This window comes from Myxococcus sp. CA040A (assembly GCF_013336725.1).
GTDB classification, from domain to species: Bacteria; Myxococcota; Myxococcia; order Myxococcales; family Myxococcaceae; genus Myxococcus; species Myxococcus llanfairpwllgwyngyllgogerychwyrndrobwllllantysiliogogogochensis.
Window position 1 is genome coordinate 116,986 of the sequence record NZ_JABUMR010000010.1, and the last position, 16,716, is coordinate 133,701.

The window sequence follows — 16,716 nt, forward strand, 5'->3', positions numbered from 1 at the left end:
TGAGCCGGAATGCACGGGCACCCCTCCCACCTCCTGCGCTGGCTCAGGCTCTTCCTCGCCTGCCTGACGCTCGTTGGTAGCGGTGCCTCGGCGCAGGCCCTGCCCCGTCCGGCCCCTGTCTCCGCCTCCCAGTCCGGCGGCTCCGCCTCCACCCCGCGCGCCCCCGAGCTGGTCCGCTACGCCTGGCGCACCACCCCCGGCCCAGCCCGGCCCACCGCCTCCGCCTCCTCGACCTCCCCGGTCCACGGTCGCGTCCAGAGGCATCCCCCAGGCCCCACCCGGCGCCTCTTCCTGCTCCACAGGTCGCTCCTCCACTGAGCCCTCCCGGAACGCCTCCGCCTTCCGGCAGTCCCCTCAGTCCCAGGAGCACCCATGTCCCGGTTCCTCTCCCGGGCGCTCGCCTTCCTGCGCGCGCTCGCGCGACACATCCGTCGCGCCTTCCGTCTCCTCTTCATCCTCATCCTCGTCGCCCTGCCCATCCCCGTCGCGCCCGTCGTCGCGGCCCTCCTGCGCCCCTTCCGGCGCAACCTCCCCGCCGAGGTCCTCCGCAAGAAGAAACAGCCCTGAGACACAGGGCCCCGAGCCTCACGGCTTCGTCCAGCCCTCGTCCTCGCCAGGCCCGCCGAAGTCGTCCCCCTTCCGGGGCGCGTCGCGCGTGCGCTTGACGGGCAGCCTCCATCCCCGCCGCACGGAGATGAGCCGCACCGCCGCGCCCACCGCCATTCCCGCCACCAGGGCCAACCGTCGGTGCCCCGTCAGCGAGAATGCCAGACACACCAGGCTCGCCGCGAAGGCGGCGAGCGCGTAATACCCAGGCTCCGGCCTCATCACCGTGGGCGTGCGCCGGATGAGCACGTCGCGGATGATGCCGCCCCCCGCCGCGGTGATGATGCCAATGAGCACCGCCGTCCCAGGGCTCAGCCCCACCTCCAGCGTCCGCTGCGTCCCCGCCACCGCGAAGGAGCCGAGCGTCAGCGCATCCAGCGCGGACAACAGCTTCACCGTCGGCCCGTGCCGCAGCTCGAAGATGAACGCGGCGAACGCCCCCGTGAAGGCCGCGACCAGATAGGCGGGCTTCACCAGCACCAGCGGCGGCCCCACCTGGAGCAGCGTGTCGCGCAGGATTCCGCCCCCCACGCCGGACACGAGCCCCAGCACCAGGAAGCCCATCAGGTCCATCTTCCGCCGCTCGGCCAGCAGCGCCCCCAACACCGAGCCAGAGAACACCCCCAACAGGTCCGCGACGAGCGTCCCCAAGGAGATGACCTGCTCCTGCACATTCGGTTCAGTCAGGTCGAGTGACATGGCGCGCGGCGGCCCGTCAGCACACCGCCATCCACCAGCGTGGGGACGCCGCTGGCCACCAGCAACCCGCGCCGGGAGGGTCAGGGGCCGCATGCCTGGCATTCCCTCCCCAGCGGGCTGGCACTCGGGCGACAGGACAACATCTCCCTGCCCCCATGGCCGCGTCCTCCGCGCGAACGCAACTTACCTGTCTACCCGCGTCTCCCGGAGCGAAGGCCATGAATCCCTCCCGACCCGCTGACCGCATCTTCGAGGGTGGAACCCTGCTCACCATGAACGAGCATCAGCCCACCGCCGAGGCCCTGGCCCTCCAGGACGGCCACATCCTCGCCGTGGGCACGCGCGCCGAGGTCCTCGCGCTGCGCGGCCCCGACACCGAGGTCATCCCGCTCCAGGGTGGGACGGTGATTCCCGCCGTCGTCGACAAGCTGTCGAGCGGCAACTCGGACGAGGAACCCGAACCCCAGGGCACCCTCGCGCCAGGCCAGCGCGCCAACTTCGTCGTGCTCTCCGGCAACCCGCTCATCGTCACGCCCCGCGCCCGCGAGGACCTGCGCGTCCTGCACGTCGTCAAGGACGGCCGCAGCCTCTACTTCGCGGACACCCCACCCGCGCGCGAGAAGAAGGACGAAGACCCCTTCAGCGAAGCCCTCTTCCTCGACGAGAGCGGCTGGCTCGTCTGAGTCCCGCGGTCAGCGGCGCGGACAAGGCCCGGCGCGTCGAGTAGCTCGGCGCGCACCCTCCGAGAAATTGTCCTGCAACGAGCACCTCGACACGGCAGGCGGGGTGAATGACACCCATCCACGCGTGGGCTATTGAAAGTTCTGCGCTGTGTACTCCAGGGGTGACTTCCTCCCACTCCCGGCGTTCTGCGATGGTGAGAGGGAACCCGCACCGGAGAGCCTCATGCTCCGCCGCCTTGGCCCCGCGTTCTTCCTCGGAACCCTGCTGCTCGGGGGTGCCTGCAAGAAGTCACAGGACCCCGCGCCCGCGACTCCGGCGCCCCCTCCGTCCGCGGAGCCCGCCCCCACCTTCGCGCTCTCGCTCCTCCAGGACGCGTCGCCTTCGGGCTGTACCTGGATGCGCCAGGACGCCACGGGCCTACGCAAGGCCCTGGCCACCGTGGAGGCCCCCTGCGAGCGCCTGGGCCTGGCCTGGAGCCCGGACGGCAAGCAGGGCGCGCTGGTGGACCGGGGCGGAGGCACGGTGCCGCCGCGCGCCTGGAAGGTGGACTTCGACTCACCCCAGGGCCTTGTGTCACTCGCACTCCCAGACGAGGGCCACACGGACTCGCTCGGCTTTGACGCACAGGGCCGTGTCGTCGCCCTGGTGTCGCAGTTGGAGGGTCTGACGCGGAAGGAAGAGCGAGGCGAGGAGGTCTTCGTCGTGGATGGCCGGCGGCTGCCCGTGCCGGAAACGGAGGGCAGCCCGGGCCTCGCGCATGCGTACCGCCGCGAGGGTGAGGCGTGGAAGCGCATCGAGTCCGTCGCGACGGTGTACGAGCGAGAGGACGCGGCGGGCACGACGGCGCTGGCCACCGCCAGCCAGTTGGTGTCCTCGACGTTCGGCACGGACCCGGATGCGCCCACGGCGACGGAGCTCTCCGAGGGCAGCGAGGACGCGGTGCGTCTGGACGCGGTGGTGAAGGACAAGGGCCACACGGAGTACGGCGCCTGGGTCTCGCTGGAGACGCATGGAGGACCGCTGTACGCGTGGCGCGCGGCGCGCGAGTTGCCGGTGCTGATGCCGCCGCTGCGCTGGGAGGCGAATGATCGCCTGTCCGAGCCGGAGGCCCTGTCGCTGGAGCCCACGTCGGTGGTGGAGCTGCGCGTGCGAGGCGCGCTGTTGCTCGTGGCCTCCGACCACAGCGCGCGCATCTACGACGCGCGAAGCAAGAAGCGCATCGCCCAGCTGGACGGCGTGCATGGCGCGCGCTTCTGGCCCAAGCAGCGCACCGTCACCGCGGCCCTCCCCTCGGGAACCTCCGCCGGGCAGTAGCGACCGCCTGGAGGGTGAGCAGGCTTTCGGGCCCCTCGCCAGCCCGGCGTGCGAGCGTCCGCACAAGCAAGCCAACCCTCCCGCTCATGCCCATCCCTTGAGGGATGCACGAGCGTTTCCACAAGTTCGCCCAGGGCGTGTCCGAGCGCGTGGGCTCCGTCCAGGCCCTGCTGCTCGCGGTGTCCGTGGTGGTCATCTGGGCGGTGACGGGGCCGCTGTTCCACTTCAGCGACACGTGGCAGCTCGTCATCAACACGTCGACGACCATCATCACCTTCCTGATGGTGTTCGTCATCCAGGCCACGCAGAACCGCGACGCGAAGGCCATCCACCTCAAGCTCGACGAACTCATCCGCGCGCAGAAGCACGCGCGCAACGAGTTCACGGACCTGGAGGACGCCACCGAGGAGGAGCTCGCGGAGCTCTCCCTCCAGTTCAAGCGCGTGCATGAGCGCGCCCGGGGACGCCACGTCGCCCAGGGGCACGATGACCGGCACGAGCCCGCATCGGATTCGGGCTCGAAGCACTGAGCCTGTGCGACTAGGGCGACTTCACCAGCGACATCATCATCGCGGCATAGCCGCCCACGCCCAGGCAGCAGGAGAGGACGGGCACCAGCAGCGCGCCGAAGGCGGCCTGTCCCCAGCCCACGCGGTACAGCTTCTGGTACGCGGCCACTCGCACGCCAGCGCTCCAGAAGGGCATCACATACATGCCGCAGAAGGGCACCAGGCCCAGCAGGTAGACGCCCTGGGACAGGGCATGTCCGCGCAGCGTCGCGGCGAACGTGCTCGGCGCTCCCGCCAGCCGCAGCACCACGTGGTCCAACGCGGAGGCCACCACCGTGATGACCATGCTCAGCACGGGCATCACCACCACCCAGCCGAAGAAGAAGAAGACGACGAGGCCCCGGAAGAAGGAAGGGCCCGGCTCGCCCATCCCTCGGGACGCGAGGTTCTCGTAGGGGACCACCAGCAGGACGGCGAAGTAGAACAGGCTGGTGACGAAGTAGCCGACGAACGCCGTGAGCAGGGCGAAGAGGAGCGAGCTGCCCACGCTCCCCTCCGGTGACATCCGTCCGAAGGTGACGCCCGGACGAAGCATCACCTCCACGCACGTCTTCCAGAACGCCTTCACCCAGCCCAGCTCCTCGCGCTGGTCCCACGGGAGTGGCGCGTACGGCGAGCGCTCATGACACCGCGCGCAGACCAGCTCGCCGCGAGGACCCTCGCGCAGACACTGTGAGCAAGCAAAGGCGCCGCAGCGCGTGCACGCATGAAAGCTCATCCACTCCGGATGGATGGCGCAGACGGCCACGTCCGAGTCGGCGGGAGGAGCAACCAGCAGGGAGGCGCCACACGCCGGACAGCGCTGAGCGCCGGGGGCGAAGGAGGCCTGACAGAAGGGACACGGGATGCCGGACACGAGAGGCATCCTCGCACAGTCCTCCCGGACGACCTCGCCCAAGCGAGACTCGTGCGAGCGCATGAGGCCGTGGTCATCCAGCACGAGGCTCGCGCCACACCCATCCCAGCTGGCAGGCGAAGTCCTCGCCTCAAAGCGACTGGCACGGGCGCACGGCACGAATCCATGGGACACCCGGCACGCGGCTCGCGCAACACGCCAGCTCGATAGGCCGGCGCCATCCTCGACTCAAAGAGACTGACGAGGGCGCACGAGGCCGTGGTCATCCGGCACGGGGCCCGTTCCACGGTCCACGCCTGCCCGGTTGGCCGGCTCGGCGGTCGACTCCGGAGGACGGGCCTCGCGCGCGCGACGGGCCTGACGCAAGGCCGCCTTCGCTTCGGCCGGGTGGCCCTGGGCCTTCTCCCGCTTCGCCAGGGCCTCCCACAGCTCGGGTGACTCCGGGTGCAGCGCCACAGCCGCGCGCACCAGGCCCAGCCCCACGCGCGGCGTCTCCGAGTCCATCACCACGCGCTTGAGGAACGACATCGGCGCCAGCGCCAGCGCGCCCTGCGGCGTCGCCAGGGCCTCTTGTAGATGCGCCAGCACCTCCCCGTCCCGCTTCACCGTGAGCAGCGCCTGCGACAGGGCCCACCGGGCATCCACGCTCCTCGGCTGCAACTCCACCGCCCGCTCCAGCCAACGCACGCGGTTCGCGGACTGCTTGCGCCACGCGAACCCCTCGGCGACGCGCAGCAGCTCGTCCGAATAGTCCGGCCGCACATCCGGCGACAAGACCGCCGTCTTCTTCAGCGCGGGCCAGTGCGCCTCCGGGTTCTTCGTCTCATCCAGCCGCAGACGAAGCAACTCCGGCACCTCCGCCCGCTTCCACCCGGCGACGAAGCGCAGCAGGTCCCCGCGCAGCGGCTCGCCGAAGCGCTCCGTGTCCGGCACACCCTGAGCTTCACACGCGGCCAGATAGTCCGCGAAGAACGACAGCGGACCTTCCGCCGGGTACGCCAGCAGTCGCTCGGGGCCATGCGCCTTCTCCAACGTGCGCGCCATCTGCGCGCCCACGCGGATGAAGACGGAGCCCAGCTTCGGGTCATGCCCGCTGCGGATGCGCTCCAGCGCCGCCTTCGCGTCCTTGCCGATGAGCTTGCGGTCCAGCAGCTCCGACACACGAGCGAAGGCACCCGGCAGGTCCTCGTCCGGCGGCAGCGTGCCCGGCCCTCGCGTGGCCCACAGGTGATACGCCAGACCATAGCTGGCGATGCGCCCCAGTCCCTCGTACACCACCGAGTCCACCGGGTCCGTGAAGTGCGCGTCCCTGCGCGTGACACCACTCTCCAGCACGCCCTCCATCAACCGGATGGACAGGCGCCTCAGCCGCTTCGCCTCGCCCTCGATGTTGGTGGCCAGCGCAATCACCGTGTCCTCGGCGGGGAACATCACCAGCAGCGTCGTCGTCTCCGGCTGCCCGCCCGCGTGCGCCACCAGGTAGTGGCCGCGCAGGGGATAGGTCGCGAAGCCCATGCCGTAGTCCGTGAGGCGCCCGTCGCGCGTGGCCATGGACGCCTGCATCTTCCCCATGGTGTCCCGCTTCACCAACCGGTGGGCCAGCACCGCGCGACCAAAGCCGAGCATGTCCCCCACCGTGGCCCGCGTCCCACCTCCACCGAAACGACTGGACACATCCAGGAAGCGCGAGGGCTTCAGCACGCCGTCCTTCACGCGGTAGCCCACCGCCTGGTGCTCGTCGCGCGTCGCGGTGACGTCCAGGTCCGCGTGCTCCATGCCCGCGGGCTGGAAGACGTTCTCACGCAGGTAGTCGCGATAGGACTTCCCCGACGCCGCCTCCACCGCCGCGCCCAGCAGGTTGTAGCCCCAGGTGCTGTACAGGTAGCGGGTGCGCGGCTCGAAGGCGAGCGGCTTCTCGGAGAAGGCGGAGATGGCCTCGCCCGTGCTCACCGGCTTCACGTTGTTGCTGGAGGCCAGCCCGTCATACGTGGGCACCCCGCTCAGGTGTCCCAGCAAATCCTTCACCGTGACGGTCCACTGCTTCGCCGGGTAGCCCGGCACCAGCGTGTGGATGTCCGCGTCCAAATCCAGCTTCCCCTGCTCCACCAACTGCAAGACGGCGACGGCGGTGAAGGACTTGGTGACGGACGCCATGCGGAACGTGGTGCGCGGCGTCGCGGGCAGACGTTTGGCCACGTCCCGCAGGCCATAGCCACACACCCAACGCTGCGCCCCGCGCGTGACACCCACCGTCAGCCCCGCGACGGGCCCCTGGGACAGCTCCGAGCGGACGATGGCATCCAGCGCCTGCGTCACCTCGGGAGAAAACCCGCGCGGGCCCTCGGCGGCCTCCGCCGCGCTCACGGGCTCGCACACCGGCGTGAGGCGCGGCGCCGACAGCGCCGGAGTCGCGAACAACCACAGCGCGGCGAAGAGCCCCCTCGGCGTCATCATGGCGCGGCCTCCACGGTCGAACCAGGCGGGCTTCCGGCCGCGGGCGACAGCGCGGCCACGCGACGGGAGGCCGGCGGCGTCTCCACCCAGGCGCGCAGCAGCGCGTCCGTCACCAGGTGGCCCAGCACATCCAGCCCCCGTCCGCGCGGATGCACCAGGTCCTCGTGCATGAACCCGGACTGGTGGAAGCGCGAGAGCGCGCCCTTGCCCCCCATGGCCGCGTAGAGGTTGAAGAAGGCGCACCCTTCCGCCTGCGTCACCTCCCGCTCCGCGTCGACGACAGCCTCCAGGAAGGGGCGCTGCGTGAAGGCCTTGCCCCGGTCCTTCGTGTCCCGCACCGCGTCCATGGGCCCCACCACCAGACAGGCACTGCCCGGCGCGGCGGCTCGAGCCCTACGCAGCAGCGCTCCCAAGTCCTTGCGCAGCGTCTCCAAATCCGTGCGCTTCCACTCCAGGCGCTTGGACTCGTTGCCCCCCAGGAAGAAGACGAGCAGCCGAGGGTCGCGCTCCGCCAGCTGCGAGCGCAGCGCCGCGTCATCCAGCCGCGCATAGAGGCTCGCATCCGCGGACGGCACCCCGAGCATGTCCAGGACGATGCCAGGACGCGCGTGCTGCAACACCACGCCCTGCACCACCGCGCCCTTCGCCTCCGCCACCACGTCCACCGACGTCGTGCCCGCGGGCAGCTCGAAGCGCGTGGCCTTCGATTCACCACTTCCCGTGGGCTCCGTCCGGGCCAGCACCGTGTCTCCACTCAGGACGGTGAGCGCGCCGCCGTGCGGGACATCCAGCCACCACAGGGTGCCTCGCGGCTCGCCCTCCAGCTTGAAGCGGCTGCGCGCCTTCGCGACGGTGGCCACGTGGTACACGCCCGTGACTCCAAACGGGTGCGGGGGCTTGCGCAGCTCGCCCAGCGTGCGGGGCTCCCACCCGCCCTTGCTGTAGCCGGTGCGTCCACGCCCACCATAGGGCGCCATCCGGTCCACCAGCAGCACGCCCCGGCCCGCGGCGCCGAAGCCCGCGCCCAGGTCGTCCCGGAGGATGTCCACGATGCGGTCCCCCGCGATGAGCGAGTTGCCGAAGGCCTCGATGACCGTGGGCCCGGATGCCGTGCCGGCGGACAGGGAATCCAGCGATTCGAAGAAGGACGCCAGCGCGGTGCGAGCGCAGCCCGTACCCGCGGGCGCCACGCACGGGTCATCCACCTTCGCCCCGAGCGCCCCGAGCTTCACCGCCAGCGCCTGCGTCGACCGCGTCCGCTCCGTGGGCTCCGGCGCCACGCGCCGTGGCACGGGGTCGGGCTCGGGTGGCCTCGGAGCTTCAGACGGAGGGCGCGCCACCGCCGCCGCCGGAGGGGCCGTGACAGGCTCCGGGGCGGTGAGGGGGCGAACCTCGGAACCGATTTCACAGGCGGCCAAGAGGCCACAGCAGGCCAGGACGTGGAACACGGCCCGCCGTCCACCCCACCCGACTTCCGAATGCGTCATGCGGCGTGCAGCGTAGACGAACTCTTCCGCTCGCGCATTTTCCCGGCCCGCCAGCCTCCCTGCTCCTCAGGGAAGCATGGGCAAGGGATGCGCTCGCACCTTGCCTCCTGGTTTCCCGCAACCCTGCGACACACAGGGCCTCCGAGTTGGCGGACGGGCGACATCCGAGGTCCAACCGACAACACCTTCACTTCACTTGGGACGCGGAGTCCCCAGATTACCCGTCACCCACTATGGAGAAAGCGAAGAACAAGGTAGCGAACTGGACGAGGTTCCATCGCAAGTTCGGTGGCCATGTGCGCCAGCTGCGCAACAACCGGGAGCTCACCCAGGAGGCCCTCGCGGAGCGGTGCGAGCTCTCGGTGGATGCCATCCGTCGCATCGAGCGCGGAGCGTTCTCTCCGTCGCTGGATACGCTCGGCAAGCTGACGACAGGCCTGGACGTGTCGCTCAAGACGCTCTTCAACGGCTTCGAGCAGGAGCGCACCGAAGAGGTGGCGGAAATCTGCGACTTCCTGTCCAGCCTCTCCGGCCCGGAGGTGAAGCTCGCCTGGAGGGTGCTCCAGGCCATGTTCGAGGAAACCTGAGGACCTCTTCTGCCGGTGCGAACCGGCAGATGTTCCCTGTACCCCGCGCCCACCATGACCTAGGGAGACGACCTCTCATGCCAGGAGCCTCCGAAGGAACGCTGCTCGTCGTGGAGGATGACGCGGACCTCCGCGCCTCCGTGGTCGACGTCCTCACGAGCGCGGGCTATCGCAGCGCCGTGGCGAAGGACGGCCTGGAGGCCCTCACCTGGCTGGAGGTGCATGGGCGCCCCTCCCTGGTGCTGCTGGACATGGAGATGCCGCGCATGGACGGGTACGCCTTCCTGGAGCGCATCGCCCGACACCCCGCCTGGACCGGGCTGACCGTGGTGGCCCTGACGCCCCGGCGGGTGCTCCACCCGGCCGTGCTCGACACCCTCCTCAAGCCCTTCGACGGGCACGACCTCCTGGAGCGCGTGCCCCACTGGCTGCGCGGCTCGCGCCTTCCCGGAACGTCCTGAAGCGCGATTCCATTGCGCGCAATGGACCTGGGCCGCATGTTGCGGGGAGGAACCGCCATGCCCCTGCCCAAGAAGCGCGTCGACGCGCTCCACCTGAACGAGCAGCTCTGCTTCACCCTGTACTCGACGGTGCACCTGCTCAACCGCACGTACCGGCCGCTGCTGGAGAAGCTGGGCCTCACCTATCCCCAGTACCTGGCGATGCTGGTGCTGTGGGAAGAGGACGACGTCACGGTGAAGGCGCTGGGGGAGCGGCTGCTCTTGGACTCGGGGACGCTCACGCCGCTGCTCAAGCGGCTGGAGTCCGCGGGGCTCGTCAAGCGCGAGCGGGACGTGCTGGATGAGCGGCAGGTGCGCATCCGGCTGACGACCTCGGGGCGCGGCTTGCGCGCGAAGGCGGAGTGCGTGCCTCCGTCCATCCTGGAGGCGTCGGGCTCATCGCTGGAGGAGTTGCAGGACCTCAAGGCCCGCGTGCTCGCCATCCGCGAGGCCCTCAGCTCTCGACTGGAGCAGGAGCCTCCGCCCGCGCCCGCGAGCAAGCGCCGCAAGACGGGGTAGCTACACCTGCGTCTTGAGGACGTCCTTCAGCCCGCTGGTGCCCTTCTCGACGACGCGACTCACCAGGTCCAGGGACTGCGTGTAGCGGTACATGGATGCCTGGAGCGCCAGCAGCTCCGCGTTGGAGTAGTGCGCGCCGGAGGACGCGGACTGGATGATGTCGTCCAGCACGCGCTGGCCCTGCTCCAGCTCCTGGACGAAGCGGGAGATGCCGTGGAGCACCGTCCGTTCGGTGCTGGCGACCGGGGGCACCGCGCTCGAGGGAGCGACCTCACGTGGAGCGCTCGGGCTCGAAGGGGCGTTCGCCTTGTCCGCGAGGACGCCATCGAACCGGGACGCTTCGTGCTTCTCGGCCGCGACACTCACCGGTGGCGGCGTCACCTGCGGCGGAAGTGGAAGTGGTGCCGCGGTCAGCGGGCTCGTCATGGGGACCGTCTCCTTCGGGCGTGGAGCAAGGCGTCACCCGCGAGTATCTCCGCCAGGGCTGACAGCCTCCGGGCGCGACGCGAGGGCCCTTCCCGAAAGGTCGGGCCCTCGTCCACGCGGGAGACACTTCACCGAGTCACGCGCGCTGAATCCGCGTGCCCCACGCCTTCAGGCGCTCGACGACGTGGGCCGGGTCCAACACCCCCTCGGGCGAGTACAGCCCCGGGGCCACGGGAGCCCCTCCCACGAGCCCCAGCAATCGCTCCACCGCGAGCGCCACGCCCCGCCCGCTCAGCCCCGAATGCACATCCCCATCCACCAGCGTGTGGCGCACGCGCGTCGTCGTCCCGTCCGGCAACTCTCCGATGAGTTCGATGATGACCTCATGGCCGGGACCCTGACCGGCCGGGCGGCTCGACGCGGCCCGCACCGCGAAGTCGAGTCGCACCGTGCTCGCGTCCGTCACCGCCGCGAGGGTGGCCACGTCCAGCAACGGATACGCCCGGCCCTTCCACTGCGTGCCGTCCGCGCCCTGGAAGGTCCGCGTCGTGTCCTCCTCCGTGGTGGCCCAGAGGAACTTCCCGTCCTTGCGAATCAGCGGGCTGGGCACGCCCTTCGTCAGCCGCTCCATGTCTCCGCTGGCGGCGGGCCCGCCCACGTCCTCCTCGTCGAAGACGGCGCCAATCAGGATGGAGTGGACCTTCTTCAGCCCGCGAGCGAACTGGAGGGTGGACATGGCCACGGTGCCGCCCAGGAAGTGCCCCAGGAAGAGCACGGGAGCGGCCGTGGGTTTCTGGATGTGGAGCGCGACCTCCGGGCCGATGTCGAAGACGAAGTCGGAGAAGGAGACGTACGGCAGCCCGTGCGCCTGCGCGTACTTCATCGAGCGCAGGGTGTCGTCCTTGAGCAGCACCACCACGGCGCTGAAGGCGGCGTCTGGAGCCAGGCCCAAATCATCGCGCTCCAGGTCGATGCGCACGGCCTCCGCCCGGCCGAGCTCCCTGGCGAGCACGGCGGCCTTGCTCACATCACGTCCTCCAATCCGGAGGGCCAGCTCCGGGTGCAGCTCGCGCAGTGCTTTCACGGCCCGGCGTCCAACAATGCCGGAGCCTCCGATGACGAGGACGGGCTTCAGGTTCGATGCGTTCATGATGGGATTCCTGTGCGTGGAAGAGAGGGGAAGGTCATGCGCGACGAAGCCGGGCGCCGAACTCCTGGAGTCGGCGCAGCAGGTACTCCGGCTCGATGAGGACATGGGGGAGGTAGAGCCCCGGCGCGACGGGTGCGCCTCCCGCGAGGCCGAGCAACCGCTCGACGCCCACGGCCACGCCCACCGCCGTCATCGGAGCCTGTCCCTCCGGGTGCATCAACTCGTGACGCACGCGCGTCCGGGTGCCGTCGTGCAGCGTGCCTTCGAGTTCGAAGATGATTTCGGTGGAGAAGGGCTCGCCACGGCGGCGCGGCGCGGAGGTGCCGATGGCGACATCGAAGCGGATGGACTTCGCCTGCGTCGCGGCGGCGAGGCTCGCGGGGTCCAGCATCGTGTACGCCTGCCCCTGGACGTCCTGCCCTTCTCCGTCGCGGAAGGTGCGCAGCGCCGCGTCGCCTCCCACCCAGCGCCACTGTCCGTTCTCCAGGATGAGGGTGTTGGGCGTGGCCTTCGACTGCCGGTCCAGGTCCGCGTACGCGGCGGCCCCGCCCACGTCCTGCTCGTCGAGCACGGCGCCGATGGCGATGGACTCCAGCGCGCGGAACTCCCGGGCGAACTGGAGCGCGGGCAGCGTGGCGGCGCCCACCAGCCAGGCGCTGCCCAGGAGGATGGGCGAGCGCGTGGGCTGGTGCATGTGGAGGGCGACCTCGGGAGCGACCTCGAACAGGCTCGTGGAGATGCCCAGGTACGGCAGCCCGTGCGCCTGCGCGTACCGCAGCGAGTTGAGCGTGTCGTCCTTCACGAACAGGACGACGGCGCTGTAGGCGCGGCTCGAGGGCTGGCCCAAATCGGGCCGCGACAGGTCTACCGTCGCAGCGTCGGCGAGGCCGACCTCGCGGGCCACTGCCTGGGCGCGGGACACATCCCGGCCGCCAATCGTGAGCGGCAGGTCCGGTTGCAGCCGACGCAGGGCCTTGGCGGCCAGGGAGCCGACAACGCCCGAGCCACCAATGATGAGGACGGGTTTCCGAGGGTTCGAAGACATGACGGGTGCGCTCCCCTGCCCGAGAGGCAGTGGTTGAGGGGGCCGGAGGGCCGGCGGGAAATGGTGCCGCGCTGACCCTACTTAAAGTAAGTTACTAAAAGTAGGTTCGCCACGATTTCGACGACGAGGGTCCGGTTGCGCGTCCGCGTCGAGGCAGCTAAGCCCCAAGGGTGCCGCCGCGACGTCCCATGAGTGAACCCGCCCCCAAGAAGCTCCCCAAGGCCCAGCGACGCGAGCAGTTGCTCGACGTGGCGATGGCGGTGGTGAGGAAGGAAGGCACGGACGCGCTGACGCTCGCCCACCTGGCCGAGCGCGCGGGCGTCAGCAAGCCCATCCCCTACGAGCACTTCCAGTCACGCGCCGGGCTGCTGATGGCGCTGTATGAGCGCATCGACGCCGCGCAGCTCGCTGAGTTCGAGGAGGCGCTCCAGCGCACGCGACGCAAGCTGGAGGACGTCGCCAAGGTGATGAGCGGCTCGTACATGCACTGCTACCTGACCATCGGTCCCGAGCAGCACGCCATCTCCGCCGCGCTCAAGGGCGACGGGCAGATGGAGACCTTCTATCAAACGATTCTGGACCGCTATGTGGACCTCTACCGGGACGCGCTCGCGCCCTACTGCGAGCTGCCGAAGGAGACCCTGCGCCTGCGCTGCGTGGGCATCATCGGCGCGGCGGAGGCGATTTCACGCGACATGCTCCGGGGCGCCATCTCGGAGAGCACCGCCGCGACGACACTGGGCTCGCTCATCGTCTCCTGGCTGTCGGCGCGCAAGTAGGGCAAGGCCCGCCACGCGTGCAACGCCCGCGTCGATGTGATGCAGTCACGCGGTGCTCGACAGCGTCACCATCGACCAGCTCCGGACGCTCCGCGCGGTGGCCGAAGAGGGCAGCTTCTCCGCGGCGGCCCGGCGCCTGGGCCAGGGACAACCCGCCGTCAGTCAGGCCATGCAGCGGCTGGAGAAGCAGCTCGGCATGCGCCTCTTCGACCGCAGCAGCCGCGTCCCCCGCCTGACGATGAAGGGCGAGGCCGTGGTCGCCGCCGCCCAGCGACTGCATGACGACCTCGCGACGTTCCAGACAGTCGTCGGCCGCCTCAAGAACGGCGAGGAGACGAAGCTCGCGCTCGTCGTCGACGCCATGTTCCCGACCTCCGCGCTGCTGTCCTTCGTCAAGGAGCTGGCGCAGACGCACCCCGGCGTGGAGCTGACGCTGGAGGTGGAGCTGCTCGCCGCCGTGACGGAGCGCCTGCGCGAGCGCAAGGCCACGCTCGCCATCGCCGGCGCGGACCTGGACCTCTCCGGCCTGGAGCAGCGCCCCATCGCGCTCTTGCGCATGCTCCCCGTCGCCGCGCCAACACATCCCCTCGCGGCGGTGAAGGGCGTCATCACCGACGAGCACCTCGCCACCACCACCCAGCTCGTCCTCAGTGAGCGCCTGCCCTCCGGGAAGACAGGCACGGCGGACCGGGGCGTCTTCTCCGCGAAAAGTTGGCGCGTCGCGGATTTGATGACGAAGCATGCCCTCATCCTCGGCGGGCTCGGCTGGGGCCACGAGCCCGAGCACCTGGTGAGCGAGGACCTGGCGGCGGGGAGACTGGTGCGTCTGCGGCTCGCCGCCTATGAGGGCGGGCCTCCGCCACAGCGGCCCCTCGCCCTGGTGCGCCGCAAGGGCACGCCGCTGGGGCCCGTGGCGACGTGGGCCTCCAACCGGCTCACCTCCCTCTGCCAGCTCGCGCTCGGGGACCATCACACGACGTGATGATAAGCATCATGCGCGGGAGCGATTTACACCTCCGCTTCCACCCTTACGTTCTGTGTCATGAGCACCACGACACAGACACTGACTCCCCCTACCGTTCCCCACGCGCTTCCCCGTGCGCGGACGCTCGAGAGCGTCCACGGCGGCGGGCCCTTCCACTGGGTCGGTGACGGCTTCCGCGTGAAGACGCTCGTCCCCAGCGGGGGCGTGTCCCAGGAACGTGTCAGCCCCTTCCTGCTGCTGGACCACCATCCGCCGCATCACTACCCGCCCCTCGCGAAGGGTCAGCGGGGCGTCGGCTGGCATCCGCATCGCGGCTTCGAAACCGTCACGCTCGCGTTCGAAGGAAACGTCGCGCATCGAGACAACGCGGGCCACTCGGGCGTTATCGGCCCGGGCGACGTGCAATGGATGACGGCCGCGTCCGGCATCCTCCACGAGGAGTACCATGAGCATGCCTTCTCCCGACGCGGTGGCGTCTTCGAGATGCTTCAAGTCTGGGTGAACCTTCCCCGCGCTCACAAGCGGGCCGCGCCGGGCTACCAGCCCATCACCGCGGCGCAGATTCCCACCGTCCCCGTCGAGGGCGGAACGGTGCGAGTCATCGCGGGCAACTTCAACGACACCCAGGGCCCCGCGCGGACCTTCACGCCCATCTCCATGCTCGACGTGCGGCTGCGCGCGGGGACGGACCTCCAGGTCCCCCTGCCGAAGCACCACAACGCCATCGTGCTCGTCGCCTCCGGTCGCGTGACTTCCGGCGGTGAGACGGCCACCGAGGGCGAGCTCGCCCTCTTCGCCAACGACGGCGAGTTCCTGTCCCTGCGTGCCGAGACTGACACGCACCTCATCGTCCTCGCGGGTGAGCCCCTGCGCGAGCCCATCGTCCATCTGGGCCCGTTCGTCATGAACAGCCAGCGCGAAGTGCTCCAGGCCATTCACGACTTCGAGTCCGGCAAGTTCGGCGAGCTCCCCGAGGACACGGCGGGCGCTTCATGACAGCGCGGGACTGAAGCATGCGGGCGCCCCCGGACCACCGAGTCCGGCGGGCGTCAGCGGCTCCGGGCGCGGCGCGCGGGGCTCGTGGGCGGCTTCGCTCGCGGCTCCGCGCGAGTCACCGGCCTGTCCTTCAACACATCGGCGACCAACTGCCGGAAGCAGCGCGAGCCGGGGTCCGCGTCCGTGCGGGTGTGCCACATGAGTGACATCGCCATGGGCGGGGGCGCGGGCATGAACCGCAGGCGCTTCAGCGGAAGCATGGCGCACAAGACCTCCGCCGTGCGTCCCGGCATTCCCGCGATGTAGTCCGTGCGCGTCGCGGCCATGCCCGCGGCGATGAAGTGGGAGACGGCGAGCGCCGAGCTGTACTCCAGGCCGTTCTCCTTGCGGAACCGCTCGAACATCGAGCGCCCCACGCCCGGACGACCCTGGCTGATGACGATGTCGATGTGCTTCGAGGCGTTGAACGCCTCCCGCGTCAGCACCGTCCCCTGGATGAGCGGGTGGTCCTTGCGGACGACGAAGGCCACCTCTTCCAGGTAGAGGTCCTCCACGCAGAAGCCTTCCCGCGTGGCCACCGCCCAGGGCCCCAGCGCGGCGTCCACCTCCCCCGTCGCCATTCCATCCGACGCGACGAGGAAGTCGATGCTCACCACGCGCAGCTGCGCCTGCGGCATGCGGTGCGCGAAGGCCTCGACGATGCGGGGCACGTCGCAGATATCCTGATTGTCACCGCAGGCCAGCGTGAAGCGGCGCGTGCTCTCCTCTGGCAGAAAGCGCTTGCCATCCACGGCCACCTGGAGCTGCGCCACCGCGTTGTTGAGCAGCGGCCGCAGCTCTTCACAGCGAGGCGTGGGCACCAGCCCCTTTCCCTGACGCACCAGCAGCGGGTCCCCCAAGAGTTCCCGCAGCCGGGCCAGCGCGTTGCTCACCGCCGACTGCGTGACGTGGAGCTGCCGCGCCGCGCCCGTGGCGCTCCCCGTCTCCAGCACCGCGTGCAGCACGAGGAACAGGTTCAGGTCGATGGCCGAGAGATTCATCGCGGGGCTGGCATACCGCA

The 16,716-nt window shown here is 70.1% G+C and carries 18 protein-coding genes; 10 read left to right on the forward strand and 8 right to left on the reverse strand.

Annotated elements, in window-relative coordinates:
- Positions 1-372: 372 nt before the first annotated feature.
- Positions 373-567: a hypothetical protein gene (locus tag HUA75_RS37565; protein WP_141646395.1), complete on the forward strand. Its 195-nt coding sequence runs from the start codon at positions 373-375 to the stop codon at positions 565-567.
- An 18-nt stretch (positions 568-585) separates the two neighbouring features.
- Here the strand turns inward: HUA75_RS37565 and HUA75_RS37570 are convergent, their stop codons facing one another.
- The gene (locus HUA75_RS37570; RefSeq protein ID WP_174453726.1) at positions 586-1,305 is read right to left on the reverse strand and encodes a trimeric intracellular cation channel family protein; all 720 of its coding nucleotides are present in this window, start codon (positions 1,303-1,305) and stop codon (positions 586-588) included.
- A 218-nt stretch (positions 1,306-1,523) separates the two neighbouring features.
- On the opposite strand from HUA75_RS37570, the gene HUA75_RS37575 reads away from it, so the two are divergent.
- From HUA75_RS37575 to HUA75_RS37585, 3 genes are all read left to right on the forward strand, one after another.
- Positions 1,524-1,988: a hypothetical protein gene (locus tag HUA75_RS37575; RefSeq protein ID WP_174453725.1), complete on the forward strand. Its 465-nt coding sequence runs from the start codon at positions 1,524-1,526 to the stop codon at positions 1,986-1,988.
- 223 nt (positions 1,989-2,211) lie between these two features.
- Positions 2,212-3,303, forward strand: coding sequence for a hypothetical protein (locus HUA75_RS37580; protein WP_174489168.1), 1,092 nt, complete (start codon positions 2,212-2,214; stop codon positions 3,301-3,303).
- Between the two features lie 104 nt (positions 3,304-3,407).
- On the forward strand, positions 3,408-3,833 hold the full coding sequence (locus HUA75_RS37585) for a low affinity iron permease family protein (protein ID WP_141646391.1): 426 nt from the start codon (positions 3,408-3,410) through the stop codon (positions 3,831-3,833).
- 10 nt (positions 3,834-3,843) lie between these two features.
- On the opposite strand, the gene HUA75_RS37590 is transcribed toward HUA75_RS37585, so the two are convergent.
- The 3 genes from HUA75_RS37590 to HUA75_RS37600 all read right to left on the reverse strand — a co-directional run bounded on the left by HUA75_RS37590 (position 3,844) and on the right by HUA75_RS37600 (position 8,474).
- Entirely contained in the window at positions 3,844-4,737 is an 894-nt protein-coding gene (locus tag HUA75_RS37590; RefSeq protein WP_174489169.1) for a YIP1 family protein, read from the reverse strand.
- A 219-nt stretch (positions 4,738-4,956) separates the two neighbouring features.
- Positions 4,957-7,182 carry a serine hydrolase gene (locus HUA75_RS37595; protein ID WP_174489170.1) on the reverse strand — a complete coding sequence of 742 codons (2,226 nt, stop codon included), beginning with the start codon at positions 7,180-7,182 and terminating at the stop codon, positions 4,957-4,959.
- A complete protein-coding gene (locus tag HUA75_RS37600) occupies positions 7,179-8,474 on the reverse strand; it encodes a GDSL-type esterase/lipase family protein (protein ID WP_371746279.1) in 1,296 nt (431 codons plus the stop codon). The genes HUA75_RS37595 and HUA75_RS37600 overlap by 4 nt, the downstream gene beginning before the upstream one ends.
- A gap of 428 nt (positions 8,475-8,902) precedes the next feature.
- Here HUA75_RS37600 and HUA75_RS37605 point away from each other — a divergent pair, with 428 nt between their 5' ends.
- From HUA75_RS37605 to HUA75_RS37615, 3 genes are all read left to right on the forward strand, one after another.
- The gene (locus HUA75_RS37605; RefSeq protein ID WP_141646387.1) at positions 8,903-9,256 is read left to right on the forward strand and encodes a helix-turn-helix domain-containing protein; all 354 of its coding nucleotides are present in this window, start codon (positions 8,903-8,905) and stop codon (positions 9,254-9,256) included.
- Positions 9,257-9,333: 77 nt separating this feature from the next.
- A complete protein-coding gene (locus HUA75_RS37610) occupies positions 9,334-9,717 on the forward strand; it encodes a response regulator (RefSeq protein WP_217446468.1) in 384 nt (127 codons plus the stop codon).
- 57 nt (positions 9,718-9,774) lie between these two features.
- Positions 9,775-10,275: a MarR family winged helix-turn-helix transcriptional regulator gene (locus HUA75_RS37615; protein ID WP_217439503.1), complete on the forward strand. Its 501-nt coding sequence runs from the start codon at positions 9,775-9,777 to the stop codon at positions 10,273-10,275.
- Here the strand turns inward: HUA75_RS37615 and HUA75_RS37620 are convergent, their stop codons facing one another.
- The 3 genes from HUA75_RS37620 to HUA75_RS37630 all read right to left on the reverse strand — a co-directional run bounded on the left by HUA75_RS37620 (position 10,276) and on the right by HUA75_RS37630 (position 12,896).
- The gene (locus HUA75_RS37620) at positions 10,276-10,701 is read right to left on the reverse strand and encodes an ATP-dependent helicase HrpB (RefSeq protein ID WP_174489173.1); all 426 of its coding nucleotides are present in this window, start codon (positions 10,699-10,701) and stop codon (positions 10,276-10,278) included.
- 136 nt (positions 10,702-10,837) lie between these two features.
- Positions 10,838-11,851 (reverse strand): NAD(P)-dependent oxidoreductase, encoded by a 1,014-nt coding sequence (locus tag HUA75_RS37625; protein ID WP_174489174.1) that lies wholly within the window; start codon positions 11,849-11,851, stop codon positions 10,838-10,840.
- Positions 11,852-11,885: 34 nt separating this feature from the next.
- On the reverse strand, positions 11,886-12,896 hold the full coding sequence (locus tag HUA75_RS37630; RefSeq protein WP_174489175.1) for an NAD(P)-dependent oxidoreductase: 1,011 nt from the start codon (positions 12,894-12,896) through the stop codon (positions 11,886-11,888).
- A gap of 188 nt (positions 12,897-13,084) precedes the next feature.
- Between HUA75_RS37630 and HUA75_RS37635 the strand changes: the two genes are divergently transcribed.
- From HUA75_RS37635 to HUA75_RS37645, 3 genes are read left to right on the forward strand one after another with little or no spacing between them, the layout of a single operon-like run.
- Complete coding sequence (locus HUA75_RS37635; protein ID WP_174489176.1) at positions 13,085-13,675, forward strand: TetR/AcrR family transcriptional regulator; 591 nt, start codon at positions 13,085-13,087, stop codon at positions 13,673-13,675.
- Positions 13,676-13,727: 52 nt separating this feature from the next.
- A complete protein-coding gene (locus tag HUA75_RS37640) occupies positions 13,728-14,657 on the forward strand; it encodes a LysR family transcriptional regulator (RefSeq protein ID WP_174489177.1) in 930 nt (309 codons plus the stop codon).
- A 60-nt stretch (positions 14,658-14,717) separates the two neighbouring features.
- Complete coding sequence (locus HUA75_RS37645) at positions 14,718-15,656, forward strand: pirin family protein (RefSeq protein WP_141646380.1); 939 nt, start codon at positions 14,718-14,720, stop codon at positions 15,654-15,656.
- A 53-nt stretch (positions 15,657-15,709) separates the two neighbouring features.
- Here the strand turns inward: HUA75_RS37645 and HUA75_RS37650 are convergent, their stop codons facing one another.
- Positions 15,710-16,696: a LysR family transcriptional regulator gene (locus HUA75_RS37650; RefSeq protein ID WP_141646379.1), complete on the reverse strand. Its 987-nt coding sequence runs from the start codon at positions 16,694-16,696 to the stop codon at positions 15,710-15,712.
- Positions 16,697-16,716 lie beyond the last annotated feature (20 nt).

What these genes read in the sequence shown, in the direction of transcription:
- HUA75_RS37620 (WP_174489173.1), bottom strand. Translation starts at nt 10,701, where the DNA reads ATGACGAGCCCGCTGACCGCGGCACCACTTCCACTTCCGCCGCAGGTG.
- HUA75_RS37605 (WP_141646387.1), top strand. Translation starts at nt 8,903, where the DNA reads ATGGAGAAAGCGAAGAACAAGGTAGCGAACTGGACGAGGTTCCATCGC.
- HUA75_RS37585 (WP_141646391.1), top strand. Translation starts at nt 3,408, where the DNA reads ATGCACGAGCGTTTCCACAAGTTCGCCCAGGGCGTGTCCGAGCGCGTG.
- HUA75_RS37625 (WP_174489174.1), bottom strand. Translation starts at nt 11,851, where the DNA reads ATGAACGCATCGAACCTGAAGCCCGTCCTCGTCATCGGAGGCTCCGGC.
- HUA75_RS37595 (WP_174489170.1), bottom strand. Translation starts at nt 7,182, where the DNA reads ATGATGACGCCGAGGGGGCTCTTCGCCGCGCTGTGGTTGTTCGCGACT.
- HUA75_RS37580 (WP_174489168.1), top strand. Translation starts at nt 2,212, where the DNA reads ATGCTCCGCCGCCTTGGCCCCGCGTTCTTCCTCGGAACCCTGCTGCTC.
- HUA75_RS37590 (WP_174489169.1), bottom strand. Translation starts at nt 4,737, where the DNA reads ATGCCTCTCGTGTCCGGCATCCCGTGTCCCTTCTGTCAGGCCTCCTTC.
- HUA75_RS37645 (WP_141646380.1), top strand. Translation starts at nt 14,718, where the DNA reads ATGAGCACCACGACACAGACACTGACTCCCCCTACCGTTCCCCACGCG.
- HUA75_RS37570 (WP_174453726.1), bottom strand. Translation starts at nt 1,305, where the DNA reads ATGTCACTCGACCTGACTGAACCGAATGTGCAGGAGCAGGTCATCTCC.
- HUA75_RS37575 (WP_174453725.1), top strand. Translation starts at nt 1,524, where the DNA reads ATGAATCCCTCCCGACCCGCTGACCGCATCTTCGAGGGTGGAACCCTG.
- HUA75_RS37635 (WP_174489176.1), top strand. Translation starts at nt 13,085, where the DNA reads ATGAGTGAACCCGCCCCCAAGAAGCTCCCCAAGGCCCAGCGACGCGAG.
- HUA75_RS37610 (WP_217446468.1), top strand. Translation starts at nt 9,334, where the DNA reads ATGCCAGGAGCCTCCGAAGGAACGCTGCTCGTCGTGGAGGATGACGCG.
- HUA75_RS37615 (WP_217439503.1), top strand. Translation starts at nt 9,775, where the DNA reads ATGCCCCTGCCCAAGAAGCGCGTCGACGCGCTCCACCTGAACGAGCAG.
- HUA75_RS37565 (WP_141646395.1), top strand. Translation starts at nt 373, where the DNA reads ATGTCCCGGTTCCTCTCCCGGGCGCTCGCCTTCCTGCGCGCGCTCGCG.
- HUA75_RS37630 (WP_174489175.1), bottom strand. Translation starts at nt 12,896, where the DNA reads ATGTCTTCGAACCCTCGGAAACCCGTCCTCATCATTGGTGGCTCGGGC.
- HUA75_RS37650 (WP_141646379.1), bottom strand. Translation starts at nt 16,696, where the DNA reads ATGAATCTCTCGGCCATCGACCTGAACCTGTTCCTCGTGCTGCACGCG.